The organism is Zhihengliuella halotolerans (assembly GCF_004217565.1).
GTDB lineage: Bacteria > Actinomycetota > Actinomycetes > Actinomycetales > Micrococcaceae > Zhihengliuella > Zhihengliuella halotolerans.
Genome location: NZ_SHLA01000001.1, coordinates 1,278,329 through 1,305,175, shown reverse-complemented (window position 1 = coordinate 1,305,175; position 26,847 = coordinate 1,278,329). Strand labels below are relative to the sequence as shown.

At 62.6% G+C, this 26,847-nt stretch carries 17 protein-coding genes and 3 tRNA genes; 18 read left to right on the top strand and 2 right to left on the bottom strand.

Translation table 11 applies throughout. The annotated features are described in order from the left end of the window. The first annotated feature begins 13 nt into the window (after positions 1-13). From EV380_RS05825 to EV380_RS16955, 10 genes are all read left to right on the top strand, one after another. Entirely contained in the window at positions 14-2,170 is a 2,157-nt protein-coding gene (locus tag EV380_RS05825; RefSeq protein WP_165391891.1) for a hypothetical protein, read from the top strand. A 62-nt stretch (positions 2,171-2,232) separates the two neighbouring features. Then, positions 2,233-3,294 carry a 3-isopropylmalate dehydrogenase gene (locus EV380_RS05820; protein ID WP_130449977.1) on the top strand — a complete coding sequence of 354 codons (1,062 nt, stop codon included), beginning with the start codon at positions 2,233-2,235 and terminating at the stop codon, positions 3,292-3,294. 81 nt (positions 3,295-3,375) lie between these two features. Further along, positions 3,376-4,464, top strand: coding sequence for a branched-chain amino acid aminotransferase (locus EV380_RS05815; RefSeq protein WP_130449966.1), 1,089 nt, complete (start codon positions 3,376-3,378; stop codon positions 4,462-4,464). A gap of 84 nt (positions 4,465-4,548) precedes the next feature. Beyond that, on the top strand, positions 4,549-5,310 hold the full coding sequence (locus EV380_RS05810; protein WP_130449964.1) for a fumarylacetoacetate hydrolase family protein: 762 nt from the start codon (positions 4,549-4,551) through the stop codon (positions 5,308-5,310). Between the two features lie 71 nt (positions 5,311-5,381). Then, a complete protein-coding gene (locus EV380_RS05805) occupies positions 5,382-8,159 on the top strand; it encodes a heparinase II/III domain-containing protein (protein WP_130449962.1) in 2,778 nt (925 codons plus the stop codon). 322 nt (positions 8,160-8,481) lie between these two features. Further along, positions 8,482-9,996, top strand: coding sequence for a glutamate--tRNA ligase (gene gltX / locus EV380_RS05800; RefSeq protein ID WP_130449960.1), 1,515 nt, complete (start codon positions 8,482-8,484; stop codon positions 9,994-9,996). 140 nt (positions 9,997-10,136) lie between these two features. Next, positions 10,137-10,208, top strand: a tRNA-Gln gene (locus EV380_RS05795). 69 nt (positions 10,209-10,277) lie between these two features. Next, positions 10,278-10,350: transfer RNA gene (locus EV380_RS05790), tRNA-Glu, on the top strand. A gap of 83 nt (positions 10,351-10,433) precedes the next feature. Next, a tRNA-Glu gene (locus EV380_RS05785) sits at positions 10,434-10,506 on the top strand. A 142-nt stretch (positions 10,507-10,648) separates the two neighbouring features. After that, positions 10,649-11,599, top strand: coding sequence for a serine O-acetyltransferase (locus tag EV380_RS16955; RefSeq protein ID WP_130449958.1), 951 nt, complete (start codon positions 10,649-10,651; stop codon positions 11,597-11,599). A 40-nt stretch (positions 11,600-11,639) separates the two neighbouring features. Here EV380_RS16955 and EV380_RS05775 read toward each other — a convergent pair whose 3' ends face one another. After that, positions 11,640-12,602 (bottom strand): hypothetical protein, encoded by a 963-nt coding sequence (locus EV380_RS05775; protein WP_130449956.1) that lies wholly within the window; start codon positions 12,600-12,602, stop codon positions 11,640-11,642. A 183-nt stretch (positions 12,603-12,785) separates the two neighbouring features. Here EV380_RS05775 and EV380_RS05770 point away from each other — a divergent pair, with 183 nt between their 5' ends. The 4 genes from EV380_RS05770 (at position 12,786) to thiL (ending at position 18,128) form a co-directional block, all read left to right on the top strand. After that, complete coding sequence (locus EV380_RS05770; protein WP_130449954.1) at positions 12,786-13,517, top strand: DUF6270 domain-containing protein; 732 nt, start codon at positions 12,786-12,788, stop codon at positions 13,515-13,517. Positions 13,518-13,580: 63 nt separating this feature from the next. Continuing rightward, entirely contained in the window at positions 13,581-15,398 is a 1,818-nt protein-coding gene (locus EV380_RS05765; RefSeq protein WP_130449952.1) for a dynamin family protein, read from the top strand. Beyond that, on the top strand, positions 15,358-17,088 hold the full coding sequence (locus EV380_RS05760) for a dynamin family protein (RefSeq protein WP_341272759.1): 1,731 nt from the start codon (positions 15,358-15,360) through the stop codon (positions 17,086-17,088). Before EV380_RS05765 ends, EV380_RS05760 begins: the two co-directional genes overlap by 41 nt. Then, a complete protein-coding gene (thiL, locus tag EV380_RS05755) occupies positions 17,085-18,128 on the top strand; it encodes a thiamine-phosphate kinase (RefSeq protein WP_165391890.1) in 1,044 nt (347 codons plus the stop codon). Before EV380_RS05760 ends, thiL begins: the two co-directional genes overlap by 4 nt. 133 nt (positions 18,129-18,261) lie before the next feature. Here thiL and EV380_RS05750 read toward each other — a convergent pair whose 3' ends face one another. Continuing rightward, entirely contained in the window at positions 18,262-18,987 is a 726-nt protein-coding gene (locus EV380_RS05750; protein WP_130449948.1) for a DUF6270 domain-containing protein, read from the bottom strand. Between the two features lie 335 nt (positions 18,988-19,322). Between EV380_RS05750 and EV380_RS05745 the strand changes: the two genes are divergently transcribed. From EV380_RS05745 to EV380_RS05730, 4 genes are read left to right on the top strand one after another with little or no spacing between them, the layout of a single operon-like run. Further along, a complete protein-coding gene (locus EV380_RS05745) occupies positions 19,323-20,963 on the top strand; it encodes a CgeB family protein (protein ID WP_130449946.1) in 1,641 nt (546 codons plus the stop codon). A gap of 3 nt (positions 20,964-20,966) precedes the next feature. Beyond that, positions 20,967-23,141, top strand: coding sequence for a CgeB family protein (locus tag EV380_RS05740; RefSeq protein WP_130449944.1), 2,175 nt, complete (start codon positions 20,967-20,969; stop codon positions 23,139-23,141). Next, entirely contained in the window at positions 23,138-24,856 is a 1,719-nt protein-coding gene (locus tag EV380_RS05735) for a hypothetical protein (protein ID WP_130449942.1), read from the top strand. Before EV380_RS05740 ends, EV380_RS05735 begins: the two co-directional genes overlap by 4 nt. Beyond that, positions 24,849-26,828 (top strand): polysaccharide pyruvyl transferase family protein, encoded by a 1,980-nt coding sequence (locus tag EV380_RS05730; RefSeq protein WP_130449940.1) that lies wholly within the window; start codon positions 24,849-24,851, stop codon positions 26,826-26,828. The genes EV380_RS05735 and EV380_RS05730 overlap by 8 nt, the downstream gene beginning before the upstream one ends. Positions 26,829-26,847: the final 19 nt, after the last annotated feature.

Genomic DNA, 26,847 nt, shown 5'->3' with positions numbered 1-26,847 from the left:
GTGCAGTGACGAATTGCGCAGTACCGACTGCCTCAAGGGCCCGAAGCGCTCCCGTAGTCTGGTCTGGAGAGTTGATGACGGCGCGGACAAGCGCATTGAATTGGAGGATCGCATGCGGTTGAGCCGTCGGCATATCTTATCGGGTCTTCTCGGCATGAGCGCCGGCGCGTTGGTCGACGTTCGTGTTCTTCCAGCGGCCGCCGATACGTCATCTAGTGCGTTGGAAATTCGTCCCTATTTGCAGGAACAGAAGGCGACGGGTTTCTTGGCGCAACGAGAATTTCCCGTTTCTGCGGTGACTCCCTCAACATTCCAGGTAGTAAAAACTTCGTTATCGGACAAAACGGTGGTTGTGGGCTGTAGTGGGCTGGTTCGCCAAGTGCAGTTTTTCGATGGATACTCCGGTGACGCGATCAGTATGATCGACGAGGTAACGCCAGCGCAGCGCGGCGTCCAGGAGATTGCACACATCGCAGACGATGAGTTCCTCGCCGTATCGGCGAGCGGATGCCATACCTTCACTCTGCAGGGTGACGTCAGCGTCTGGCCCGATTCCGAGACGTGGTTCGATGACGCCTACGAACCGCAGAGCGGGCGCGATGGGTTCGTCTGGGTGGGGACCTACGGTCCCGGAGGCGCTGCCAAGATCCTTCGTTTGGATACCAGCACGCGCAGTGTTGATCACTCCGAGCCCTTCGGGCGAGACGTTGACTATGTACGGCGGTTGGCCATCAGTTCGCGACGTGTGTGGGGTGGCACGGGTAGCGTCAACCCGCGACTGGTCGCCGTGGATCGTGACACGCTCAAGACGGTGGTGGACGTCCCTCTGCCACAGGCCCGAGGTCACGGCACGGTGTACTGGATTCGCGCATGGGACGATGTCGTGGCCGCGGGATATCGCGGGGAAGACGGGAAGAACCGAACGGCGATCTACGATATTGCGTCGGAGCAGTTCACTATCCTGACAGAATCTGCGTACTACGCGTTGTTCGAAAGAGTTGGAGATTCATTTTTCTTCTACGATTCCCGAGGTTTAGTCGGGTTCCAACGTTCAAACATGAAAACTAGGGTGATCCAAGCGAAGGAAGGTTCCCTGGTGTTTCCCGTGTGGGCAGATCTCGAAGGGGATCGGTTGTTGGACCAGCTCACAGCGCTCTACACCACCGCAGATGAGAGCCGCTATATCCTCCGTACTGACCATTTGGTGGGGCATCCGTTGTTTGGGATCGAGACGGAGGTGACGCTGGAGACGACCGCGCAGAAGATCCAAACAATATTTGCGGACTCATTGGGGCGTGTCTATGCGGCCGGTTATCTCGGAGAATCGATGGCTATCATGCACGCGAATCTGGACGAATCGGAAGAGGTCTCCCATGGAGATGCGATCCGCCAAGTCGAATCGATTATTGAACTGGATGACGAGATCATCGTCGCGTCCTATCCCGGAGCTCGCATAGCACGATTGGATAAGACGACGCTCGAACTGATCAGCACGACCGTGCTCGAGCCGAAGTATGGGCAGTCCCGTCCCTTCGCCATGACGGCAGACGCCGGTTCCGTGTATGTCGCCTCGGTGCCTTCTCAGGGGCTGCAGGGCGGTGGTGTTGTTAAGCTGAATCGCTCGGATGGCAGTGTCGAATCCGCTTGGGAGCACGTTGTCCACGATCAATCGGTCGTAGGCATCGCCTTGTATGGGGCGAAGCTGGTTGTCACGACGTCCCAGAGAAACGCGTACGGAGCCGAGTTCTCCTCAAGGCCCGCGCGCGTCCTCCTCATAGATTTCCGAACTCGTGAAATTGAGTGGGAAATCGAGGTGCCGGAGGTAGGCGAGATTAACTCGCCCATAGTCCTCGGCACCATCATCTATGCCTCCCATGCCAATGGATTGGTGCAGATCGAGGGACGGACTGGCAAACATGTGCGCACGTTCCGCCTTCATGGCTCCAGGACTTCAAGGGGGTACCGGACGACGCGTATTGCCTACCATCGACCGTCGAAATCCATGATCCACTGCAGTGGTGGTCAGGTGACTGCCGTGCATATTCAATCAAGACACGCCACCCGGCTGGCCGAAGGTGGCTACTCGTACCCCATCGTCAGCCCGCTGGGTGACGTCTTTGCTATCCGTGACGGGACGACTGTCGTCAAGCTGCATCGACCTAGCTTCTAGAGCTTGTTCATATGCTGAGACGAACTGCTCAGGATGCGGACCGTTTGCCTAGGCTTGGATGCATGAGCACCCGCAGCATCGATCTAGCAGTCATCCCGGGCGACGGCATCGGCCCGGAAGTCGTCACCGAGGCCGTCAAGGTCCTCCGCCGCGTCGCCGAAGGCGCCGGAGTCGACCTTCAGCTGACCGAGTACGACCTCGGCGCCAACCACTGGCTGGAGACCGGCGAAGTCCTCAATGAGGACACGCTGGCCGCGATTCGCCAGCACGAGGTCATCCTCTTCGGTGCGGTCGGCGCGGCACCGGGGGACACCCGGATCCCCTCGGGCCTGATCGAGCGCGAACTGCTGCTCAAATTGCGCTTCACCTTGGACCACTTCGTGAACCTGCGTCCGTCCAAGCTGTACTCTGGCGTTCCCAGCCCCCTCGCCAACCCGGGTGACATCGACTTCGTCGTCGTCCGCGAGGGGACAGAGGGCCCCTACGTCGGCAACGGCGGCGCATTGCGCGTGGGCACCCCGCACGAGATCGCGACCGAGGTCTCCGTCAACACGGCTCACGGCGTCGAGCGCGTCGTGCGCGACGCGTTCTCCCGTGCCTCCCGCCGCGAGCGCAAGAAGGTCACGCTCGTGCACAAGCACAACGTACTCGTGCACGCGGGACACCTGTGGCGCCGCACGGTCGAGGCCGTGGCCGCCGAGTTCCCGGACGTCAGTCACGACTACATGCACGTCGACGCCGCGACGATCTTCATGACCACGGACCCGGCACGGTTCGATGTGATCGTCACCGATAACCTCTTCGGCGACATCCTCACGGACCTGGCCGGGGCCATCACGGGCGGCATCGGCCTCGCCGCGAGCGGCAACATCAACATGGACCGCACCGAGCCAAGCATGTTCGAACCCGTGCACGGTTCCGCGCCGGATATCGCGGGGCAGCAGAAGGCCGATCCTACGGCCGCCATCCTGTCCGTCGCCCTGCTGCTCGAGCACGTGGGTCTGCCCGACGCCGCCCGCGCCGTCGAGCGCGCCGTCGAGGAGGACATCACCAGCCGCGCCGAGCTCACGGACGTGCGCACGACGGTGGAAATCGGCGATGCGATTGTGTCGCTCGTGGCCTAAGCTGGCCTCAGGGCAAGCGCCGCACCGCTGCGGCGCGGGCCCGACTGCCTAAGTCATTCAAGAGAAAGCGCCGCCAGCACCATGGAATTCTCCCAGCAGCTCTCAACCACCCCCAAGAGCGACGAGGAGCGCGCCGCCGTACTCGCCAACCCGGGATTCGGCGACCACTTCACCGACCACACCGCGGTGATCGACTGGAATTGGACCCACGACGGCGGCCGCTGGTCGAACGCGCGCATCGAGCCATACGGCCCGATCGCCCTCGACCCCGCCGCATCCGTCCTGCACTACGGTCAGGAGATCTTCGAAGGTCTCAAGGCCTACCGGCATGCGGACGGAACCGTCTGGTCCTTCCGTCCCGAGGCCAACGCGGATCGCTTCAACAAGTCGGCACAGCGCCTGGCGCTGCCGGAGCTGCCCGTCGAGGCGTTTGTCGAATCGCTGAAGGAGATCGTCAAGGCTGATCGCTCCTGGGTCCCCACGGGCGACGGCGAGGCGCTCTACCTGCGTCCGTTCATGATCGCCACCGAGGCCTTCCTCGGCGTGCGTCCAGCGCGCGAAGTTTCCTACCGGGTCATCGCCTCGCCGGCGGGAAACTACTTCGGTGGCGAGCTGAAGCCCGTCAACATCTGGCTCTCGACCAAGTACGCGCGCGCCGGCCGCGGCGGCACGGGCGAGGCAAAGTGCGGCGGCAACTACGCCGCGTCGCTAGCCGCCCAGCTCGAGGCGGAGGAGAATGGGTGCCAGCAGGTGCTTTTCCTCGACCCGTTCAACGACGACGCCGTCGAGGAGCTCGGCGGCATGAACGTGTTTTTCGTGTTCGACGACGGACGAGTTGTGACCCCGACACTCAACGGAACCATCCTGCACGGCGTGACGCGCAAATCGGTCATCCAACTGCTCAAGGACCGCGGACTCACCGTCGAGGAGCGCAAGTTCACCCTCGACGAGTGGCGCCGCACGGCCGCGAACGGCACCTTGCGCGAGGTCTTCGCGTGCGGCACCGCGGCCGTGATCACCCCGATCGGTCAGCTGAAGACCGCCGAAGGCGACATCGCCTCGCCCGCACTGGCTGCCGATTCCGTGACCCTGGGCATCCGCGAGGAACTGCTGGGCATCCAGACGGGCGCAGTCGCCGACAAGCACGGCTGGCTCACCCGACTCGCTTGAGTCATCCCCGACTTCTGAGACTGCGGCCGGCGCGACAGCGTCGGCCGCAGTTCTGTTTTGGCCGCGACAAGTAAGGTAGAACCTATGCGAATTGCACGTTTTGTAGTTGACGGAGACCCCCAGTACGGCGTCGTGAAGGGCGAGGAGATCGTCGGCATCGCCGGCGACCCCTTCTACCAGGGGGTGCAGCCCACCGGCACCAAGCACGCGCTCGACGACGTCCGGCTCGTTGCCCCGATCATTCCGCGATCGAAGATCGTCTGCTTCGGCCGCACCTATGCGGATCACGCCGCGGAGCTCGGTAACGAGGTCCCGGCCTCGCCGCTGATGTTCCTGAAGCCGAATACGGCCATCGCCGGCCCGGGTGACCCGGTGACGCTGCCGAGCTTCTCTGACGAGATCTCCTTTGAGGCCGAACTGGCCGTCGTGATCGGACGGATCTGCAAGGACGTCCCGGCGGAGAAGGTCGCCGACGTCGTCTTCGGCTACACCTGCGCCAACGACTTGACGGCCCGCGACGTCCAGAAGACCGACCTGCAGTGGGGACGGGCCAAAGGCTGGGACGGTTCTTGTCCGATCGGTCCGTGGATCGAGACGGAGTTCGACCCGGAGAGCGTCTCCGTCGTCGGCCGGCTCGACGGCGAGACCGTCCAGGACGGGAACACCTCCGACATGGTCTGGTCCGTGGCCGACCTCGTCTCGTTCGCGTCTCAAGCGTTCACGCTCCTGCCCGGCGACGTGATCCTCACGGGCACTCCCGCCGGCGTCGGACTGCTGCGCGAGGGCCAGCGGTTCGAAGTTGAGATCGAGGGCATCGGCACCCTGCTGAACCACTTCCGCCGGTAGACTGATCCGCCTGAGGAACCCCGTCCACTGATGTACTCCCGCCAGGCCGAGCGCCGCTCCGAAAGCTAGGAATGAACTCCACGAACCCCGACACCACCACGTCCAGCACGCACGACTCGGACGTGGACCTGGCTTCGTACAGCTATCGTGCCTTGCCACAACGGCGCGGTACCGACAGCATTGAGGCAGTCGAAGCTTTCCTTACTGGAGGGTCGATCCGCGCGCCCCGGTTCGGGGACATCGACTACGACGACGGGGCGGTGTGGCAGGCCGTCGGGGACCGCACTCATGATCGCTTCCTCCACGGATTCCTCTTTCTCGCCGACTGGACCGAGGCCTTGGAAGAGGGCGACGAGCGTGCTGGTGTTGCCGTTCTCGACTTGATCGATCGGTGGGTCGGGCAGAACGGGTTCGACCCCGCGGCGTCCCCGCACCCCCTGGCCTACCACGACGAGACCACGGCTCAACGGTTGATGCACTGGCTGCTGGTCGAACGGAACCTGAGTCGAAGTGACAACGGGCTGGACTTGTCGGTTCTTCGGGCCGCCATCGACAACACCGCGTCCGTTCTCCTCCGGGATGACTTTCATGCTGGCTGGAACAACCACGGCATGTTTCAAGATCTCGCGCTGCGCCACTATTCCGAAATGGCACGGTGGAACGAGGAGAGTCACCTCGTCGAGTTCCGGTCGACAGCGTTGGAACGGCTCCACGGCTATTTCTCAACGTGCTTCACGGTTGACGGCGTTCATGTGGAGAATTCGCCGACGTACCACCAGATGATTTGTCGTTTCCTGACGGAACACGTCGCGTACCTGCACCTGCGCGGCATCACAGACTCCCAGCTAGATGACATCCTCGAGAAAGCATCCGTGTACGCCACGCACGTCGTGACCCCTGCTGGGACGCACCCGCTGCTCAGTGACTCGGTCAGCCGGTCACTACTCGCCACCGCAGGCAAACTTTTCGATAGCTCTAACTACGATTTCGCTGTGACGCAGGGGCGGAAGGGCACGGTACCCAAGGACGTGACGCTGCTGCTGCCGGAGTCCGGGTATGCCATTCATCGGTCCCGCTGGGCCGATAGGGAGGCAACGTGGGTCATGCTGACGGCGGCCTACAACTCCAACTATCACAAACACTCGGACGATCTCTCGCTCGTCGTTCACGGGGCCGGGCAGCCGCTGGTGAGCGAGGCAGGGCCGTACGGATACAACTACTCGGATCCAATGACGGTCTACGGGTTCAGCCAGTTCGCCCACAACAACATCGTGCTGGATCGTAAGAGCGTCCGCCGCGTCGATGACTACGCTGACACCGTCCGATTCATCCACGCCGAGAAGACAGCCCACGGTTTCGATGTCACGGCTGAGACGGGACGCCTGACCGGGGGTACCCACCGCCGCGAGGTCTCCGTAGCCACTGGCGAGCAGGCTGATGTCATCCGCGTCGTGGATACAGTTGAGGGGGAGCGAGATGACCACACGTGGGAGATGTTCTGGAACCTCGCCCCAAACCTTCTCGTGGTGCCACACGGCCAGGGATTCGAGGCTTTCCGTGACGGTGTGAAGGTCTTGGACGCGTTCTTTGAGGCTGATGTGCCCACCCAGGTCAGCGTGCATCGAGGTGAGACGAAGCCACGGGTCCTGGGTTGGGCTTTCCCGGAGTTCGGTGAAGCCGAGCCTGCAAGCGTCGTCCGAGTCTCCTTCAAAGCTCGTTGCGCCCGTGTCGCGTCGCGTTTCGCGGTCCGCGGTGACTTCAACTATGCCGATCTGGCGTTGGTGGAGGGAAAGAACCAGTGGCGCCGCGCCGGAGGCGAACCACAACTGAACTACCTCCTGGATCTCCAGGAGGGTCCATCCCCAGCGCCACTCGTCGTCGTCTTCTCCGCGATCAGCCCTCTCGGTCGCTTCACCTATAACTACCGCAGTTCGTTGCAGGATCTTCCCGTCAATGTCCTGTACATTCTCGACGACTTCGGTGACCAAGGCTGCTACTACCTCTCGGACCACGGTTCACGTGCCATTGCGCACTCCGTGCAGGCCCTGATCGGAAAGGTCGTCGACGACCTTCAAATTGGGCGCGAGCACGTCTATTTTGCGGGGAGCTCCAAGGGAGGAGCGGCAGCCCTTTACCACGGTATCGAATTTGCCGGCGGCGGCATCGTCGTGGGTGCACCCCAAACGCGCATCGGGTCATTCCTGGAGAAACCGCATCCGAATGTCTTGAAGTTCATGACGGGCGGGACCGGCCAGGTAGCCGTCGCCGAGTTGGACGCGATCCTATTTGAGCAGGTACAGCGGCAATCGACCATTCCTCGGGTCGATCTGTTGGTCGGCGACGCTGATCACCACTATCGCAATCACGTCCTGCCCTGGGTACGTCACGCTGAAGAGGCCGGGCACACCATCGGCTTAGAGGTCGTGCCAGGGACGCCGCATTCGGATGTCGGCCCCGTGTTCAAGAATTTCCTTCGGTCCAAGATCACCGCCCTTGCCGCGCGTGTTGGTGCGCCGCATGGCTCGACTGCATCCGCAGCGGCGTCCGGACTCTCATCTGGTACCAGCTCCTTACCGCAGGCGCAGCCGTCAGGCGCCGCTCCGTGGATCAACCTCTCGGTTGCGGCAGGATCTTCCACGTTGCGGCTCAGCGTCAGCGGCGCGGAGGAACTCCAAGTGTCTCTCAAGTTGTATCGTGCCAACGAAGTCGTCGACACGATCGAATATGGGGATCGGCGGGATTTCTCGTGGGATTCCCTCGAGGCCGGCCGGTATCGCGCGCGTGTCTACTATCGGGAACGCGGTGGTGAGGCACAAGCGGTCACCAGCTCTTGGTGCGAGGTCGCCTGACGTGACGCGTCATCAGACGAATTCCGATCAATCCGGCGCGTCCACCCGTGTAGTCCGCGGTGGAGGCGGCAAGCGTGTTTCGTGGCGAAGTTTTGGCGGAATTAGTCGTGTCAGCATCGTGCTTGCGGTCCTCTTTGGCGTCTGCGCTCGCGTAGCACACGTCACCGGTGCGCCACCAGTCCTCGCTGGCGTGTGCATCGTCCTCGCGGTCGGTTTCGCGATCGCGGCGTTCGTCACCTTGCTTCTGGGGCTGATGCGACGTCGGTAGGTGAACGGCCGCTCCTACGTCGACCACTGCGCGTGGGGCTAGAATCGAGGCATCATGACTAGTGCCACGACATTGCCGACAGTGACCGACGAAACCCCCGTTCGCGTGCGATTCTGCCCGTCGCCGACAGGAACCCCGCACGTGGGTCTGATTCGCACCGCCCTATTCAACTGGGCGTACGCCCGCCACACGGGCGGCAAGATGATCTTCCGCATCGAAGACACCGACGCGCAGCGCGACTCCGAGGAAAGCTACCAGCAGCTCCTCGACGCCCTCGACTGGCTGGGCATCACCTGGGACGAGGGCGTCAACGTCGGCGGCCCGCACGAGCCGTACCGCCAGTCGCAGCGCTCCGACATCTACCAGGACGTCATCGCCAAGCTCAAGGAGCGCGGGCACGTCTACGAGTCGTTCTCCACTCCGGAAGAGGTCGAGGAGCGCCACAAGGCTGCCGGCCGCGACCCGAAGCTCGGCTACGACAACTTCGACCGCACCCTGACCGCCGAACAGGTCGAGGCCTTCCGCGCAGAGGGCCGCGAGCCGGTACTGCGCCTGCGCATGCCCGACGACGACATCACGTTCACCGACCTCGTCCGCGGGGAGATCACGTTCAAGGGCGGCACGACGCCGGACTTCGTCGTGGTTCGCGGCAACGGCAAGCCGTTGTACACGCTGGTCAACCCGGTCGACGACGCCCTCATGGGGATCACGCACGTGCTGCGCGGTGAGGACCTGTTGTCCTCGACGCCGCGCCAGATTGCGCTGTACCGCGCCCTGATCGAGATCGGCGTCGCACAGTACATGCCGCTCTTCGGACACCTGCCGTACGTGATGGGGCAGGGCAACAAGAAGCTCTCGAAGCGCGATCCCGAGTCGAGCCTGTTCCTCCACCGCGATCGCGGGTTCATCCCCGAGGGCCTGCTCAACTACCTGGCGCTGCTCGGCTGGAGCCTGTCTGCGGATGAAGACATTTTCAGTCGCGAGCAGCTCATCGAAGCCTTCGACGTGACCGACGTTCTCGCGAACCCGGCGCGCTTCGACCTGAAGAAGGCCGAAGCCATCAACGGCACTCACGTGCGCATGCTCGCGGCGGACGATTTCCGCGACCGCCTGGTGCCCTACTTCCAGGCCGCCGGTCTGATCGGGGAGGAGCCGAGCGAGCGCGAAGCCGAGATCCTCACCGAGGTGGCCCCGCTGGTTCAGGAGCGCATCACGCTACTGGGGGAGGCGCCGGACATGACCGGCTTCCTCTTCACTGCGGACGAGGACGTCGTCGTCGCTGATGACGCGCTCAAGGGCATGCCGGAGAACCTCGCGGAGGTCGTCGCGAAAGCGACCACGGCGCTCGAGGCCCTGGAGCAGTGGGACAAGGACTCGATTGAGAGTGCCCTGCGCGTCGCGCTGATCGACGATCTCGGCCTCAAGCCGCGTAAGGCCTTCGGACCCGTGCGCGCGGCGATCTCCGGTCGCCGCATCTCGCCCCCGCTGTTCGAGTCGATGGTCATCCTCGGCCGGGAGTCCTCGTTGAAGCGCATGGCGTCCTTCGCAGCTCAGGTGCCGGTCGCCTAGTTCCTCTGTGAGGAGGAACACGCCTCGACGGCTGGGCTCCGATTTTGGTTTTCTCAGACAGTGCGTGTAGAGTATTTACTCGTGCTGAGGCGCTGGTTTGGCCGCTCGAAAGGGCAGCTGACCAGTCGTTGAGGTAACCATGGGGTATGGTGTAATTGGCAACACAGCGGTTTCTGGTACCGTCGTTCTAGGTTCGAGTCCTGGTACCCCAGCGAAGAAGTAGGGAGTTCTACTCCGTCTTCTTTCTCGTGGAAGGTGAGCAGTCATCTTCCATAGCGTTCGGCCCCATCGTATAGCGGCCTAGTACTCCGCCCTCTCACGGCGGCAACGCGGGTTCGAATCCCGCTGGGGTCACGAACGCAAGCAGTTGATAGCTGTTCCCGAGGAACATCTTGATGTTTACGCACGGTTCAGCATCTTGTGCTTGTGTCGCCAAGGGCCCCATCGTATAGCGGCCTAGTACTCCGCCCTCTCACGGCGGCAACGCGGGTTCGAATCCCGCTGGGGTCACCCTTGCAGTCCCGGAAGTCGTCAGACTTCCGGGACTTTCTTCTTCTGCGTGCCGGATCCTTTGCAGCGGTGCGGACGAAGAATGAATACGAAGCTCCATGTAGGATGATGCGGACCTGTTGACCCACCGTCTGGGAGACCTGTGGACTACTCACTGGCAGTGACTGATCATTTCTTTCTCACGCTGCGGATCGATGACCTCGCCGGGCTGCGAGCTGTTCATTTCCTCAAAAACGGAACGATCGTCCACAAGACGGCCTACAGCCGTGAATCCGAGTGGCGGTACCCGATGTCTCACAATGGCGATTATTCGTGCGTGATCTTCACGAGGTTACCTGATGGCAGCGTCGAGCGGACCAAGACGCGCAGTCTCAGATTCGCGGCAGCGACGCCGGTTCCGGCCGCACCCAAGAACGAAGAGTTCGCTGTCGTCGGTGTAAACACCGTCACGGGAATCGCCCTGGAAGTGCTTGCGGATTCTAAGAACATCGTCGAGGTCATTGACCCGACACGTACATTGTGTGGGACGGCCTTCGGACTGCCCATCACGCACGCACCACGCTCTGGCGTCCTGACGATTGGCCATGAGAACTATCGGGCGGCCGTGGAACTGGACTTCCCATACCGCCTGTCGAGCGCTGACGACAACATCCTGACAAGAGCCCTGTGCCGCAATAGCGCCATCGACATCTACCGGATGGCCAGAAGCTTCTATCTGCGGGGACTCTTAGAAGGCGCGAATTTCCTCCAGAACTACATCCTGGTCAAGTTCAATTCGAGGATCCCCTACAAAGCGGTCATCGGCGCGGGCACGCGATTAGGCGTCGGAGGAATCTCGGCCGTTGTCCATCCCGACGCCCGGATCGGAGAAAACTGTGTGATCGGACAGCAGGTGACGATCGGCTCGAGAGGTAAACCCGGTGACCTCCCCGTCATCGGAGACAACGTCTTCATCGGGCCCGGCTCGATGTGCCTTGGTGGCAAAATCGGCGACAACGTGACTGTTGGCGCAGGCTCTGTCGTGTTGGACGACGTACCACCGAACGTGGTCGTTGCCGGCGTGCCCGCTAAGGTCATCAGGCATAAAGAGTGATCGTCCGCCTACGTCGTCGGCGCGGGGCCGAACGTAGAACCTACGCGGCGTACTCGCTTCCGATCTCCTCTGCGATCGAGAGCAAAGTAGTCTGGCCTGACTGGATCTCCGCAATGAGGGAAGCGATGAGATCGCCGTCCGGCGCGCCGTGGCCGTCGGCGAAGTCCGCCACCACGACCGCGTGATCGTCCCCGTGGGAGAAGATTTCACCTCCGGACGATGCGCTGCTCCGCTGCCACGAACTTGCCTTCAGCCACGGGTCGAGGTGGTTCTCACGGTGCCAATCCGTCCGGTTCTGCAGGTAGAGGACGCCGCGGGCCGAAGTGACGGCGTCTGCGCCGCGCAACGCGATCTGCGCTCGATCGCCGATCCGAACGGCGACATCGGATTTCCATGTTTCCGTGCTCACGAACCCGGCGGCGAAACCGTGCACGCGGCGAACGTACGTCCGGACGGGACCCGGGTGGTAGTCAAGGATGCTCGTCTGGGGATTCCAGACCAAGGCAGTCGCTGACTCGGAGAGAACTTCTGCCAGTTGGAGAGCTGCGTAACCTGCACCGGACCCTCCAACGAGGAGGAGCGGTTTGCCAGCACGGGAGGCGATGCTGCGTAGAACGTGCGCAAGATCGTCTTGGAAGCCTCCGTCGATCCTGCCCGTGTACCACGCCAGATTGACGCTCGGATCGGTTTCCAGGCCGGGGTCAGCGACAGCAACCACGGGCATGTCGAGTTTTCCGGCGATGCCGAGCCCGCTGAAAAACGGACCTTGCTTGTCAGTGCGTCCGGTCACGGCGCCGGCGAGAAACACGAGCACATGTGAATGACCGTCGGCTGACAGTGGATTGCCGCGCAGCAAGAGGTCCAGAGCGTATCCGCTCGGCAGGTCGGTGGTGTGGATCCCGTCCTCGAGAAGGGGTGATTCCCTGAAAGCGGCAGGCGAGGGCCAGCGGTAGTGCGGCATCTTCCACTGGTCGTAGTTGCGGGAGGTGGAAGTAGTCGCCATGAAGGGTGCCCTTTCGATCTGTGCGGTCGGCCGAGCCGCAGAGTCAGTCTATAAGGGGCGTCGTTGGCTTCATGCACGTCGCGCCCACGCCTAACGAGCGAAGCTGAAGTTATGGCCCAGCCTGACGGATCAGAATAGGGGACTGCTGCCCGCGCTGTGATTGTGCTGCAGTAGACTGTCAAAATGGGTTCAGTCTTCCTGTACGGCGGATGCGTTATTCGCGACGCCTACGAATTCATTAAAAAAGATATCGATCTGAGCGGGTATGTGGCGCGTCAATCACTCATCAGTGCGACAACTCGCCCAACAGAAGTAGTGACGAGTGTTTCCTTGAGTTCCCGCTTCCAGTCGAGAATGGTCAATGGTGATTTGGCGTCTAACTTATTGCCCACCATCATTGATGTGGCGCAGCAGACGGACCTCATCGTCATGGACTGCCATGTTGAACGATTGGGAGTGCTCAAACTACCGGACCAGAGTTTCTGTACGCCGTCAGGGGAGCTACAACGGTCGAAAGCCCTGCAGGCACTTGCCGCCCGACCGCATCACATCCGGACGGCAACGGATATGCACGCCGGGCTCTGGAGAACCGCGGCAACACGATTCGTGCGCAGGCTGGAACGGTATGGTCTTAAAGACAAACTGGTTGTGGTGAATGCGCCCTGGGCAGCGAGCGATTCGGAGGGAGTCCCCTTCGGGCTCTACGGGGGACGCCCCGTTACAGATGTCAGCGACTATATTTCGTCGTTGACGGGCTTTCTCCGAGAGAAGGGTGTCAAGACACTGGACATGCCCGCGGAAATCGCCACTGCGCCCACGGGACACCGCTGGCAGCGCGCTCCGTTCCACTTCGGGGAAGAAGCAATGACTTGGGTTGCGGATGCGATGCTCGGGGAGCTCCAAACGAGGACCTAGTTCGGGGAGTCAGTGGACATCGAGTTCCTGTCTTGCGCCTCACCCGAGCGAATCTACGGCAGGATGGAAGACGTGAACGCTTTAGATGCCGCGCATGTCACCGTCGCAGTGGAGACACTGACCGCGGTCGAGCGCCGACTTGTGGAAGCTCGCTTCCCTTTGGAGACCGGCAGCCGCACCTCCGGCGAAACTGCCAAGGCGCGAGCTCTGGGGCAGCTGCGCGACCACGTCCTTCCCCGGTACCGGAGCCTGGACGCGCCACTGTTGATCGTCGTCGGCGGCTCCACAGGTGCCGGCAAGTCGACGCTGGTCAACGCGCTGGTGGGACATCCCGTGACCCGCGCCGGGGCCATCCGTCCCACGACGCGCCAGCCGATCCTCCTCCACCACTCGGACGAGGCTGCCTGGTTCGAACCAAACCGGATCCTGCCCGAGCTCGAGCGGACCACCGGGCGCCGGAGTTCTGACGCTGACCATGCCGACGGCGGGCAGCAGGACTCGCCGTCCGCAGCGCAGAGGAAGGCGCTCGCGGCTTCAATCGTCCTATTGGGGGACGACTCCATTCCACGGGGTCTGGCATTGCTTGACGCACCGGATGTCGACTCGATCGCCGAGGAGAATCGGCAGCTCGCGGGGCAACTTCTGGCGGCTGCCGACCTCTGGCTATTCGTCACCACGGCCAATCGCTACGCCGACGCCGTCCCATGGGAGCTGTTGGACGACGCCGCCGCGCGCGACATCGCCGTCGGCGTCGTGCTGGACCGCGTGCCGGGAGAGGCTGCCGACGAGGTCTCCGCCCACCTGCGGTCAATGCTGGCCGCTCGGGGCCTGGACGATGCCCGCCTCTTCATCGTCGAGGAGGCCCGTCTCGACGCCAACGGTATGTTGCCGCCGACCGCGGTGGCGGACGTGCGGTCCTGGCTGACCGATCTCGGCTCCGACGCCGCTGCACGTTCTGCAGTCGCGCGCAGGACCCTCGCCGGCGCCGTCGAACAGGTTGCGGGACTCTCCGAGCAGGTGCTGGCAGCTGAGGCCGAGCAGCTGGACGAAGCGCGGCACCTGACCGAGATCGTCCAGGGCACTTTCGAACGGGCTTCTACGGAGGTCGCCGAGGCTTCTCAGGACGGTACCCTGCTGCGGGGCGAGGTTCTGGCCAGATGGCAGGATTTTGTCGGGACGGGGGAGTTCTTCCGCTCACTCGAGACCACCGTGGGGCGCGTTCGCGACCGCATCGGAGCGTTCTTCACGGGCAAGCCCGTTCCGGTGAAGACAGTCGAGGAAGCCATCGAGACCGGCCTCCACGCGGTGATCGTCGACTCGGCAGCGAAAGCAGTCGAATCGGCTCACCGCAGCTGGCGATCCACGCCGGCCGGGCGCGCACTTCTTCAAGGGGCAGACGCCGGCAGGCTCCCGTCGGACTTCTCCGAACGGACCGCTGCCGAGGTACGCGCGTGGCAGGGCGATCTCATGGAGCTCATCCGCACTGAGGGCCAGGGCAAGAGGTTCACGGCGCGAATGGTGTCGTTCGGCGTCAACGGTGTCGCCGTCGCGCTGATGATCGTCGTCTTCGCCTCTACTGCCGGTCTGTCGGGCCTGGAAATTGGCATCGCCGGCGGTTCCGCGGTGGTCGGACAGAAGCTCCTCGAGGCGATCTTCGGAGAAGAGGCAGTTCGCCGGCTCGCGACAAAGGCACGCACTCTCTTGGATGACCGAGTCGAACAGCTACTGGCCGGCGAGAGCGCACGATTCGTGGAGTTGCTCGCCGGTGTACGCGCGGGTTCCGAGGTGGAGGAACTGCGGACCGCCGTCGCAAAGGCCAGGGTCCTGGTCGCGACCGGGCGTGCAGGAAGCCAGCGAAAGGAGCGCCGCAACGATGCCTAAGGGGAGGAAAACGACGGAGGCTTCGGCGGGCGAGTTGGACTCCCGACTGGAGAGCCTCGAGCAGGCGGTCGAGGCCGGACAGGGCAGGGTCGACGGTGCGGCCGTGAAGCGCGGTCGAGCAGTGCTCGAGCGCGCTTCGCTGCGACGGAAGCTGTCGGCGGACCACACGGTTGTCGGATTCTTCGGCGCGACAGGTTCGGGCAAGAGTTCCCTGTTCAACGCGATGGTCGGAGTGGAACTGGCTAGGACGGCGGCGACCCGCCCAACGACAAGCCAGGCGCTCGCAGCTGTCTACGAGCACCCCGGCGCTCAGGCCGCTGACGCTGATGAACTCTTGGACTGGCTCGAGGTACGGGACCGACACACCATCGAAGATGCACACGAAACGGAGACCCCGCGACGTGGGGGCCTCGGGCGCTGGTGGCGTGGCGAGGCTGCTCCGCCTGCCGGGGGACTGATCCTCTTGGATCTGCCGGATTTCGACTCGACGGCACGAGAGCACCGCGAAGTGGTGCAGCGGATGGCTGGTCAGGTCGACGTGCTCGTGTTCGTGCTGGACCCGCAGAAGTACGCGGACGCCGTCGTCCACCAGGACTTCCTGAGCGCTCTCGCGACTCACGACGCCGTGATGCTGGTGGTTTTGAATCAGGTGGACCGGCTGTCGGAAAGCGAAGTCCAGCCGGTGCTGTCCTCCCTGTCGTCGATCCTCGAGAACGATGGGATTCGACACCAGCAGGCTCGGGCGGTCTCCGCCGTGACGGGTCAGGGCATCGATGAACTCCGGTCCGATATTCGCGCGATCGTGGATCGCCGCAGTGCGGCTCAGCAACGCCTTCTCGCGGACGTGCGGCAGTCGGCGGAAGAACTCGCAGCGCAGGCGGCCGCCGACGAACTACCGCAGCCAGGCCGGCGCGAACGCGACGTGCTCGCAGAGAGCCTGGGGAACGCGATCGGCATCGAGACCGTCGTGCGCGCGGTGAAGCGCTCGTACCGACTCGACGCCACGGCCTTCACGGGCTGGCCCCTGACCAAATGGATGGCCAAGTTGCGCCCGGATCCGCTGCGTCGCCTCAACCTCAAGTCGGCGGAGGCCAATCCAGAGGTCAATCGGACCTCTCTCCCTGCACTTGGCGCCGCACAGCGCGCCATGGCCGACGGGGCGGTGCGCCGCTTCACGGAGGATGCTGGTCGCGGTGCCCCTGACGCGTGGCGCGACGCCATCCGTGACGCCGGTATCGCAGACCGCGAAGAACTGACTCAGCACCTCGATCGCGCAGTGGGCGGTACGGACCTCAATGCGTCCGCGAAGTCCAGGTGGTGGTATCCCGTGGCTATTGTGCAGTGGGCAGCCCTGGCGGTGGCACTGGCAGGCGCTCTCTGGCTCCTTGGTCTCGCTGCGGTGTCCTATCTTCAATTCGAGCTGCCGCCGACGCCACGCGTCGAGGGGTTCCCGGTACCGACGCTGCTGGTGGTAGCGGGCTTGCTCGCGGGTGTTGTCCTTGCGCTGGCCTCGGCGGCGATCGCCCGGGCAGGGGCTGCGCTCAGGGGGCGCAGTGTGCGACGCCGGCTCCAGTCCTCCGTGGCGCTTGTGTCCGAAACGAGGGTGGTTGAGCCGGTGAGCAGGGAAATCGACCGGTGCAACACCTTTCGAAGGGCAGTCGCGATCGCTGGACGGGGGGACTCGAAGTGAGCGGCGGATTCACTGAGAACGAGCTGATCGAAACGCTCCTGGCCGGGTACCGCTCCGCGGCGCCGCTGCTCGGGCCGGGCGACGACGCCGGGATCCTGGCCGTCCCGGATGGTCGTCTGGTCACTTCCATCGACACGATCACGGAGGACCAGGATTTTCGCCGGGTCTGGCCCAGCGGTTATCGGACCACGGGATACGACGTCGGCTGGAAGTCCGTCGCGCAGAACCTCTCCGACATCAACGCGATGGGCGCGCGTCCCACCGGCCTCGTGACGAGCCTGAGCCTGCCCGAAGACATCGACCTCGACTGGGTTGCCTCCTTCGCTCAAGGCGTCACCGAGGCCCTCGAGCAGTTGGGGGCGCACGACTGCGCCATCGTCGGCGGCGATGTCGGACGCGGGAGCGAGATCTCCGTGACGACGACGACATTCGGCAGCCTGGATGGGGGAGACCCGGTTCTGCGGTCGGGTGCCCGGCCCGGTGATGTGCTGGCGGTCTGCGGCACTCTCGGATTGGCGGCGGCCGGCGTCGATGTGCTCGAGCACGCTCTACCCGAAAGTGAAGTTTCCGAACTGCGATTGGGCGAACTTCCCCGGGACTGGTCGGAATCCGTGCGTTCCGCCGTCGTCGGTCAGTTGCGCCCGAAGCCACCCATCGGTTCCGGTCCGGAGGCACGCGCGCTCGGAGTTCACGCGATGTTGGACTTGTCGGATGGGCTCGTCCGTGATGCTGAACGCATGGCTAAGGCTTCCGAGGTCAGTGTCCAGCTTGACCCGGACCTCGTCGGATCTCAAGGGGCCGGTCTGGAGCAGCCGGCGCGGCTGATCGGTGGGGAGCTGCACCGGTGGGTCTACGCCGGGGGAGAGGACTTCGCATTGCTCGGCGCGTTCGACGCGTCAGCGGACCTTCCTATGAGATGGGTTCAGGTAGGCAGCGTCACTGCAGGTGATCCTTCGCTGAACATCGGCGAGGAGACCGCGGGAGATTGGCTGACTCGGCAGAGTGGCCAGGCTTCAGGTGGCTGGGACCCGTTTTGTTGATTTCGGTGGAAACCTGACGTATGGAAAACCAGTGCGGAAGCGACCTGTCTAGCTTCGGGCTTGACGCCGACAAGGCTGGTTCCCGAGGGGACGCGACTCCCGTCTATGAAGGGTGAACGGTGTCCTGCTGTCGTTAAGCGACAGCGCCGCGAATGGCATCACCGAAGTGACTATAGGCCTTCTCCGTGTAGTGGAAAGGCGCGAGGCCCCATTGGTGGTTTTCGTCAGCGAAGGCCGACTCCGTACTGAGACGTACGACGGGGTGCCCTTCGGACTCCAGCCACTGGTAGTACCGCTCGAATGCGGTGTTGAACCAATCGACGGGTCGCCCGCGGTACGTGTCGAGCTTGGCATGAGTCGCTCCGCCTCCAGTGCGCCTGGCCCAGGCCGGGGCGAGAATGAGATAGGGCACCCCGCTGGCACCGATCCTCTCAAGGACCTGTTTGGCAGACCGCGCCCAAAGGTCGAAGTAATCGTCGGAACCGAAATCCACCGGGGTTAGCAGTGACGACTGCTGGCTCCTGAGGCCGCTCTGCTCGAGCTCCCACGACTGAGTCAGATATGCCATGTTCGGGCATTGAAGGACACCCGTTCGTTCAGCGAGCAGGTCCAAAACCACGACGTCCGTCGTCGCCGATTTCTCGGCGAAGATCTGGAGAGCATTGCCAGCAATGTCGCGTTCCAGGCATTTGCGCTGAAACGCTGACTTCAGGTCGATCTCGCCCTCGACTTCAGCCTGACCATGAGTCGCGCTGATCCAACTCTGACGGGCTATATAGTCGCTGATCGCCCAATCGGAGCTGAGCTTGGAGTACGTATCGCGGGCGACGCACCCGCCCCAGATGAAGAGATTCGGCAATGTCTTCCCTATCTCCTACGAGTTCGTAGGATTACTTGAAAGTTGGAGGGCTGCGCCCTTGGATGGAGCATTAGGACCGCCCAACCCTATCAAGTCCGACTGGGTGCCAACCGGGTTTCAGTCGGCCCGGGCCGGCCTCTCGGGCCGCAAGTTTTGAGGTGTGTGACACATTCGCTTTCGCGACCCAACAGTGCGGCACGCCGGGAAGCCCCGGAGGGCCGGTGCTGGGTTAGCTCAATGTGAGAGACTCATACGAGTATGCGAGGCCGATGGCCTGCGCCTGAGTTGGGGTACTTGTTGGGCAGTCACGAATACGAAGGAATATCCCATACGGCATGCTGAGCTACCGAGAAGCGTTAGTCAATCTCTTCGACAGTCCCCAGAAGCCCACCTATGGTCGGGAGTGGGACACCAGTAAACCAACGATCGCAGTCGTCCTCGACGAATTCTCGACACAGTGTTTCAGTGGTGTTGCCAATATCGTCCCGATTGGATTGCAAGATATCGAGAAAGCTCTCGATTACTTCAAACCCGATCTTCTTCTCTGCGAGTCTGCGTGGAGCGGTAACAATTTCACCTGGCGTTACCGGTTCGCGCGTACTTCGGGGCCTGACAGCAAGGTCGAAGAACTCGTGAGTGCGGCAAAGGAGAGGGGCATCCCTTCGGCCTTTTGGAACAAAGAGGATCCTCCTCACTTCGACGAGTTCAAAGAGACGGCAGCCCTCTTCGATTTTATCTTCACGACCGAAGCAAGCGTCGTACCACGATACAGAGCACTTACCGGGCGGGACAACATCTCCGTCCTTCCGTTTGCGGCGGCGCCGGACATCCACAGCCCTCGGCGCGTGGAAGGGTACCGGTCCGGCCAGGTTGCCTTCGCCGGCCAGTACTTCGTGCACAAATTCCCTGAACGCCGCGCTCAAATGGACTATTTGTTCCCCGCGGCCAGTGAGTTCAACTTCGATATATTTTCGCGAGAGCAGGGGGGTGACCCAAACTACCGCTTCCCCGAACGATACGAGGAGAAGATCAAAGGGTCACTGCCATACCACGAGATGGTCCTCGCGTACCGTCGATACAAGCTCTTCCTGAACGTAAACTCCGTCCCGCAGAGCGAGTCGATGTGCGCCCGCCGGATCTTCGAGTTGAGCGCATGCAAGACACTCGTATTGTCGAGCCCCTCCAACGCTATCTCCCGCTTCTACGCTGATGGAGAGGTTCTCCAGGCATCGGATCAGAAGGAAGCCGTCGAGCTCATCGGCTCGGCTGTCAACGATCAGACGTTCTTCGAACGTACGGCCCATCGAGCTTGGCGGGTGACGATGCGCCGCCACACCTATGACGATCGACTGAAGTACATCTTGGCGGTCGTGACCCGGGACCAGGACCAAGCCTCGACCAGCGAAGGTCACGCCGACTACGATTCGTCGGGACCGTTGCAGTTCTCCTATGTCGCTTGCCTCGATATTGGGAACGATCAGGATGTCGAACCCCTGTTAGCTGAGATAGAAGCCCAGTCTGTCCGCCCATCCGGCGTCCACATCTGTTCGTCGCAGGGCGGATGGGAAGCTACGCGGGCAGCCGAGCGGCTGGTCGCCGGGCACGGTTGGCCCCTGGCGGATCGTGATCGGATGGACGAGGTGTTCTCCGTTTCCTTTTCGACTGCTATGTCCTACGCCCCGGCGTACGCGGAGGATCTGTACCTTGCGGCCCGCCAACAGCCCGAGGCATTCGTGGGGAAGACCGAACTCCACGACGGGACGGCCGTTCCCGGGCGGCCCACGGAATCCTCTTCTCGTGAACTGCTCCGGGGTACGATCGCCGCGCGCCGTCTCGGTGACCTCCTCTCCCTGTACGGGCCGCTCTCTGACGATGACGGCGCCATCGAGCTGCCGGTCGACGGTTACGCTGCCGACAAATTCAACTGCATCCCTCGCGGGTCCCGGCTTCTCGATGACGAAGATTGGAAGATCTGACCAGTGAAATTCATGCTCTTCGATGGAATTCTCGAGACCCATCTTGCGTCATCGCTGGAACGCGCGCTCCGCGCCAGGGGGCACGACGTAATCAATACGGGGAAACTTGGCCACGGGTTCAAATTCCTGACGGACCCCCTCCAGCTGGCCCCAATCGAGGCCGCCATCGACCAGGCGATCGCCGAGCGTCCGGACATCGTCTTCGTTTTCCGGCCAGCCAGTCTTCCATTTGCGCAGTTGTGGAGGTTGAGGAAGTCAGGCGCCAGAATCGTGGCCTGGCTGTCTGACGATCCGGTTCTCTGGAAGCTCTCCTACGGACCCGTGATCGACCACTACGATCTTGTCCTGCACTGCGGCAATGCGACCGTTCTGGACTTTTACGAACAGCAGCACGGGCGCCCGACGGGGATCAACTTCCCCTTCTGGACGGACGGGGTCAGCTTTCCCTACGTCTACGGCAGCAAGGAGCCGGAGAGCGACGTCATGTTCCTGGGGAATGTGCATGATCAAGTTCGGCGCGATCGGTATTTCCGTCTGTCGGGGATGGACTTGGATTTGAGGATCCACGGCAACGTCGGTTCGGACTACAACAACGTCTGGGGCGGATACCTCGACGCGGACGCCGAGGTCGCGGACGCGGGTGCCAGGACACGTCTGGCCATCAACATCCCGCAGTACTTCCGCGACCATCACGGCCTGGAAACCTGGTTCGACGGCCTAGACAAGCTCGGGTTCTTCGAATACCCGAGTCGGGTCATTCAGTATGCAGCCATGGGCATTCCGCTCATATCCTTCGTGCCCGAGGGGTCCACTCTGGACACCTTCCCCGAGATCTACTGTGTCAACGACTCCGCACAGGCCGAGGCCACGGCCAGGCAACTTTTGGAAGGCGGCGGGCTTTCAGAGCTCAGCCTGGCGATGTGGCGTCGCTTCGCCAGTCACTTCTCGGCGGGATCGCGAGTACTGGCTCTCGAGCACGTACTGGCTAATGACGACTGGCGATCGCTTGATGCCGTGCAGCGGACGCGAATGTTCACGGAATTTGATGGCACGGAGATCGAACGGAACACCAGCGGCGTCGCGGCCGACGCGCCGGAACAGCCCCCGGCTGTCGGGAGTGTCCCCACGAGGACTTCGCGAAGCATCAAGGCAGAGGAGGCCGACGAGCAGGTCCGAAACGCTGTGCAAGCGCACTTCGACAGCCTCCCCGTCGCGGAGGGGCCATTGAACATCGCCTTGATCGGCACAGGGTGGGGCGATCATGTATCGACTCTGAACACCACGCTGCGTGGTCTTCGCAACATGGGGCATCATGTCGATCCCGTGAATCCGTACAACTTCCGCGACTTCATCTCCAAGGATCCTTTCGGCGAGTATTCGGGAGTCGTGGACGTCGTCGGGCTCCGTGAACATTTTCAGCACCGGACCGACGTCTTCCTGTTCGTCGGCGGCTACTACCTGCCTGAGGTGACTGGAACGCGCATGCTCCGTGAGGACCATGGTGTCAAGGTTCTCGCGATCGGGCTCGAAGGACAGGACTTCACTCTGCGCGACTCCCGCCTCGTGTCGATCGTCGACAAGGCCGGATTCGTGAACCAGTTGACGCCGCAGAAGTTCGCCGCACACGGGCTGGAAAACGTAGCCCACTATCCTGACGGCTTCGACAGGAGTTATGTCCGGCTGCTGCTGCTCCAGAAGAGCCGACACCGGCGACTAGGAATCTTTGCTCAACGGGAAGCGCATTTCGGCCTCCATCGACGGCTCCTTGACGAATTCCGCGGCATCGAGAGTGCGAGGTTCGCCGCCGACGTCGAGGGGACCGAGCGTCGCGGTCTGGCTAATGTGTCCCGAGTGGCCAACAGCCTCCTCAGCATTGTTCTGCCCGACATGAGCCGGAAGGGGCCGCTGCCCAACAGGCTGCTCGGGCATGCCATGATTGCGGGGAGCCTGCCCGTGCTCACCCGCGGTATCGCACCGACGGTTATCAGTAATCCTGGGGAGGACAGTATCCTGATCGCGCATCCGGGCGAGTTGCGCCTGAAGCTGCGACGGCTGCTTTCCGACGGCGACGCGCTGGATCGCCTGCGTCTCAACTCGGTGTCGTACGCAGCAGCGAATCTGGCGGTCGAGGAGAATCTAGTCGAGATGCTCGCCCAGGAAGGCGCCCAAGTCCGATGAGGCGACTGATTCGTGAATCTCATGCGTTTTACAAGCTGACCGAGTACATGATCGATGACGTCGCCGATGTCCGCATCGATGACTCCGCGGCGATCTACCATCTCGCCATCGGCGATGGCATGATTCTAAGTTTCGTGCTGAGGGCCGGAGGAGAACAAAACGACGTGCTGCGCGTGGCGCTGCACGGCGCGCGTACAGCCAAAGTGAAGCTGCCGTACTTCCTCCGGGTCAGTTCGAGCCTTCAGGACTCCTACCCTTTCATCGCGTTTTCGGATCCGACGCTCGGACTGGATGAGGGCAACCTTCTATCCTGGTATCTCGGCACTCCGGGTATCGACGTCGACGATTGGATGGAAAAGGTCGTGCGCTACGTTGCGTCGGCGACGGGTGCCTCCGGTGTGGTCTTTGAAGGGTCGTCGGGCGGTGGGTACACTTCGCTACGTTTATCGGCACGATTCGTGGCGTCGGTCGCGCTCTGCTTCAGCCCGCAGACCGACACGTTCCGGTACCTCGGCGGCGTGTTCGTCGAGCGCGTTGTTCGGAACCTCTTCCTCGGTTGTTCGGAGCGGGAGCTAAAAGCGCGGTACCCCGGACGATTCTCTGTCACAGACCTCTACGGGGAGCGTATGCACCGAGGCAATCTCGTCACCTACGCCCAGAACGACGGAGACGCTGAACACCTTCGAGATCACCTCGCTCCTTTCCTCGAGGCAATCGGATACGATCACGCATCTGGCGAGAGCAATCTAGAGAACTTCCGGCTCGTACGAGAACATATCGCTGAAGGCCACGGCCCACACCCATTGAAACGATGGAACGAACTCTTCGAGGACAGCGTTGCCTGGCTCCGACGACACATTGCACGAACCAGCCCGCTCCCCCCGGGGGCAGAGCCGATGTTTACCTCGGAGGCCGAAGAAGCTGCGCCTGAAGCCTCGAAACGGGAACTTGTCGTCGAATCCGGCACCGAGGCGGCATCTGGGGTGTCTCTTGCCGCTGACGGGAGGCTTGCGTTGAATGTCCGGCCCCCGAGGGGTGACGGAGGACGGTCGGAGACGCTCGTCGTCTACTTCCATTCCGTCGTCGACCCGGTAGCCCATCCCTACCCGTACGTGGACTCGCCGCTGCGCAGCGAGCGGCTGAACGAGTGGAGCGTGGTTGTTCCCGATCCCACACTTGCGTTGGACACCACCCTTCGACTCGGCTGGTATCTCGGAGGCGAGTCGTGGGACCCACTGCCTGATCTTGAAGCTGCCCTGTCCGGTGCGGCCGACCGTGTCGGGGCTCGGCGGATCCTGCTCGTCGCGCCCTCTACCGCTGCTCTGATCGCGAGCCGGCTTGTCGGCTGCTCGAGTCGATACCTCGGTCTTTTCCTTGCCCCGGTCTTCGCCCTATCAGTGGAAGGCTCTGCAGCCACATTCGTTCGCCGGGCGCTGGCTACCGCTTTCCCATCGGTCCGCAGTATCGAAGACGTGGCGCGGAGCGACAGCCGTCCAATCTGGAAGACGTTGGACGCGGAACGTGTGCGCGTCTTCGTCAATCCCGAGTCCCCCGAATGGAAAACCAGAGGGCATCACCACTTCGCGCTGATCAATCAGGACAGAGGTGGGTCATTGTTGGCTGCCGAGGTTCGTGAAGGTTTGTTCGCCGGACACCAGACGGCAGCCCAACCGAACCAGGTGGAAAGCATCCTCGAGGAGTGGCTCAATGATTGAAACGATCAGAAGTTCGACTGGGGAGCGACCGTCTACGGCCTACTCGGAAATTCCACTGCGGGGGAGCGTTCTGGTTGGTGACTTTTCGGACGAGTTCTCAATGGAGAGGATTTTTTTGGATGGTCTCATGGACCATTCAGGAGCAGTAGCATTCGTGTCCGATTCTTCAGTGACGAGCTGTTTGGACGAAGCCGAGGGGGCGGCCGTCGGACGCGTTGATTGCGTTGATCTCGCATCGCTCAGCTCGTTCTCTGCTGTCGTCTGGGTGGTGGCTGGGTGGACCGCTCGTAAACTAAACATGCTTGAAGCGGCCGCAGCTGCCCTGTCCCTTCACGTCGTTGACTTGTCCGTGATGCCGGATCTGGAACGCCAGCGACGACTTCAGGCCGCGGGCGCCGAAGTGCATACGGTGCATGCCACCGACGTGCCGTTGTCACACCACCTGTCCGATGTCTTGCAGGGAACGACTCGGCGTCCGAAGCCCGGTATTGCATTCGTAACGGCGGAGTGGATTTCGGCGAGGCACGACACCCTCGTATCGCAGTGGAACGAAACTTTCGGTCTAGCGTCTCCATTGGAACGGGTGATCAATCCGACGACGTCTGAGTTCGTCGAACTCATCAGTCGCGGCGCGAGGCTGGCCATGCCGGAGCCTGTTCGGGAACGGCCGCGAGGCTGGCAACTGCTAGTGCGCATCGCGGATGCCGCCGGTGTGCCGGTCGACGTGGGCGTTTCAGCTTTCAGCGGCGGACAGGGTGGTCATCAGGCCCCTTCGGAGTCGAATGTTGCGCGCGGCACTGGTTCGCCCGAGGCGGAACGCCGCTTCGTGGTGCTGTGCGGATGGTTTGGAGCTGACAACCTTGGCGACGAGCTGATTCTTGAGCAGACTCTCGACGTCATCACCCAGATCCGGCCGGATCTCGTCCCGTTGGTAATCAGTGTCGACCCGGCCAGAACCTTGCGCCGCCACGGTGTCCCAGCGTTGACGCGGGGTCGCTTTGACGAACTACATGCCGCGCTCGGACGGTCTGCCGGCTTGGTCTACTGCGGCGGGGGACTGTTCCAAGATTACGACTTCGCGGAACAAGGAGGGGTGCGCGGACTGGTCATGGGCGCTAGGGGATCCATTAACGGTTACGGATCTTATGCACGTCTCGCACGTTCTCTCGGCGTGCCCGTTTATTTCTATGCCCAGGGTGTCGGTCCTCTGCGCACACAAGGTGCCCGGAGTGCCTTCCGCGAGGCGATCTCTTCTGCCGCGTCCTTTTCGGTCCGAGACAGGCACTCGGCGCGGGAGTGGGCAGCAGCGACAGGCGGAGGCGGAGCCGAGGTTGTCGCAGACCCGGTCTTCGCGGCAGTGGCAAGGATTCCATCTGCTGGATTCGCCGAGAACGGCGGCATAGCAGTCAATCTCCGCCCCTGGCCCTTTGCTGCCGACGTCAATGTTCGTCAACTGCTCGTCGAGGCGTGCTCGCATGCCAGCACGATCGGTACGTTTGTGCGAGGCGTGCCGGTCTCGACCGAGGACTTCGACTACCTGAACCGGTTGAAGTCGGAGCTGGCTGATGTGGGATATCACGGAGTCGAGGGCCTTGAAATTGTTGCTCCGGTGACGACTCGTGATGGTCTTCGCAGCGCTTTGGATGGTGTCGGGACGGCAATCGGGATGCGATTGCACTTCTGCATGATTTCAATGATGCTCGGCGTCCCGACGACGGGCGTCGCCTACGATCCGAAGGTCTCCTCTGTCTTTGCGGAGTTGTCGCCGGACTCTGTAGTCCCAGTAGCCGAACTAGACTCGGTTGATGCTCGGCGCAACCTCTTCGAGGCGCGGGCGTGCACGCAACGAGCGGACACGATCCGGGCGAAAGCTGCCGGCAGGGGTGATCAGGCCCGCCGCGAAATGGAAGAGTTCTGGCGCTTCGTCGGCAGGCAAACTGGCGGCCAGGGACTGGCAGCCGCTGACAGTTGAAGCCTCCCCATCGGCGGAG

What these genes read in the sequence shown, in the direction of transcription:
- EV380_RS05820 (WP_130449977.1), top strand. Translation starts at nt 2,233, where the DNA reads ATGAGCACCCGCAGCATCGATCTAGCAGTCATCCCGGGCGACGGCATC.
- EV380_RS05815 (WP_130449966.1), top strand. Translation starts at nt 3,376, where the DNA reads ATGGAATTCTCCCAGCAGCTCTCAACCACCCCCAAGAGCGACGAGGAG.
- EV380_RS05810 (WP_130449964.1), top strand. Translation starts at nt 4,549, where the DNA reads ATGCGAATTGCACGTTTTGTAGTTGACGGAGACCCCCAGTACGGCGTC.
- EV380_RS05805 (WP_130449962.1), top strand. Translation starts at nt 5,382, where the DNA reads ATGAACTCCACGAACCCCGACACCACCACGTCCAGCACGCACGACTCG.
- gltX (WP_130449960.1), top strand. Translation starts at nt 8,482, where the DNA reads ATGACTAGTGCCACGACATTGCCGACAGTGACCGACGAAACCCCCGTT.
- EV380_RS05775 (WP_130449956.1), bottom strand. Translation starts at nt 12,602, where the DNA reads ATGGCGACTACTTCCACCTCCCGCAACTACGACCAGTGGAAGATGCCG.
- EV380_RS05770 (WP_130449954.1), top strand. Translation starts at nt 12,786, where the DNA reads ATGGGTTCAGTCTTCCTGTACGGCGGATGCGTTATTCGCGACGCCTAC.
- EV380_RS05765 (WP_130449952.1), top strand. Translation starts at nt 13,581, where the DNA reads ATGGAAGACGTGAACGCTTTAGATGCCGCGCATGTCACCGTCGCAGTG.
- EV380_RS05745 (WP_130449946.1), top strand. Translation starts at nt 19,323, where the DNA reads ATGCTGAGCTACCGAGAAGCGTTAGTCAATCTCTTCGACAGTCCCCAG.
- EV380_RS05735 (WP_130449942.1), top strand. Translation starts at nt 23,138, where the DNA reads ATGAGGCGACTGATTCGTGAATCTCATGCGTTTTACAAGCTGACCGAG.
- EV380_RS05730 (WP_130449940.1), top strand. Translation starts at nt 24,849, where the DNA reads ATGATTGAAACGATCAGAAGTTCGACTGGGGAGCGACCGTCTACGGCC.